This is a genomic window from Aquamicrobium segne, from assembly GCF_042656785.1.
GTDB classification, from domain to species: domain Bacteria; phylum Pseudomonadota; class Alphaproteobacteria; order Rhizobiales; family Rhizobiaceae; genus Mesorhizobium; species Mesorhizobium segne.
Window position 1 is genome coordinate 1 of sequence record NZ_JBHSLL010000076.1, and the last position, 854, is coordinate 854.

The 854-nt window shown below is 61.5% G+C and carries 1 protein-coding gene and 1 pseudogene; both read left to right on the plus strand.

Annotation, left to right across the window (positions count from 1 at the left end; translation table 11 throughout):
* Positions 1-512 (plus strand): annotated as a pseudogene (locus ACFPLB_RS17555) (hypothetical protein); the annotation flags it as partial.
* Positions 509-854: S26 family signal peptidase (locus ACFPLB_RS17560; protein WP_378232085.1), on the plus strand; the 346-nt coding region annotated here is incomplete at its 3' end. The pseudogene ACFPLB_RS17555 and the gene ACFPLB_RS17560, both read left to right, overlap by 4 nt.

Consider the following 854-nt stretch of genomic DNA (forward strand, 5'->3'; position numbering starts at 1 on the left):
AGGAGCGCGAAACCGCCAGGCTCAATGCACCGGCGCTTGCCCGCAACCTTGATAGCTATATGCGCCAGCGGGGTGAAGCCGAGCACAAATATCAGGCCGAGGAACGCGCGCTGCGCGTCAGGGTCGCCGTCGACATACCAGAGCTTTCCAATCATGCCCGCCAGGTTCTCGAACGGGTGCGTGATGCGATCGACCGCAATGATCTACCGGCGGCGCTTGGTTTTGCACTGGCCGACAAGCTGGCGAAGATCGAGATCGACACCTTCAACAAGGCTGTGAGCGAACGCTTCGGTGAACGAGCATTGCTGTCAAATGCCGCTAAGGGCGCAGCCGGTCCTGCGTTTGAGCGACAGGCATTCGGAATGTCGCCGGGTGAGCGGGAAAAATTGGCGTCGGCCTGGCCGGTCATGCGCGCTGGTCAGCAACTGGCTGCCCAGGAGCGTACGGCACAGGCACTGAAGGAAACGGAAGCGTTACGCCAATCGCAACGGCAATCGCAGGTGCTCAAATGAGTCAGCGGCGCCGGGCGTTCACTATCATTGGCATTGGCGCTGTGGGTCTGGTTCTGCTGTTCACGACGAGCCTTGTCATCGGCCTCCGGATCAATCTGACCCCCAGCTACCCGCCAGGCCTATGGCGTATTGTGCCGTTCGACCGGCAGCCGGCTATTGGTGATCTGGTCTTCATCTGTCCGCCGGCAACGCCTGCTTTCGTGAACGCGCGTGAGCGCGCCTATTTGCGTCCTGGCCTGTGTCCCGGCTGGTTGAGCCCGCTGATCAAGACGGTCGCGGCCCTGCCCGGCCACAATGTTCAAATCGCCCACAATGTCATCGTCGATGGCGTGAGCCTTCCGC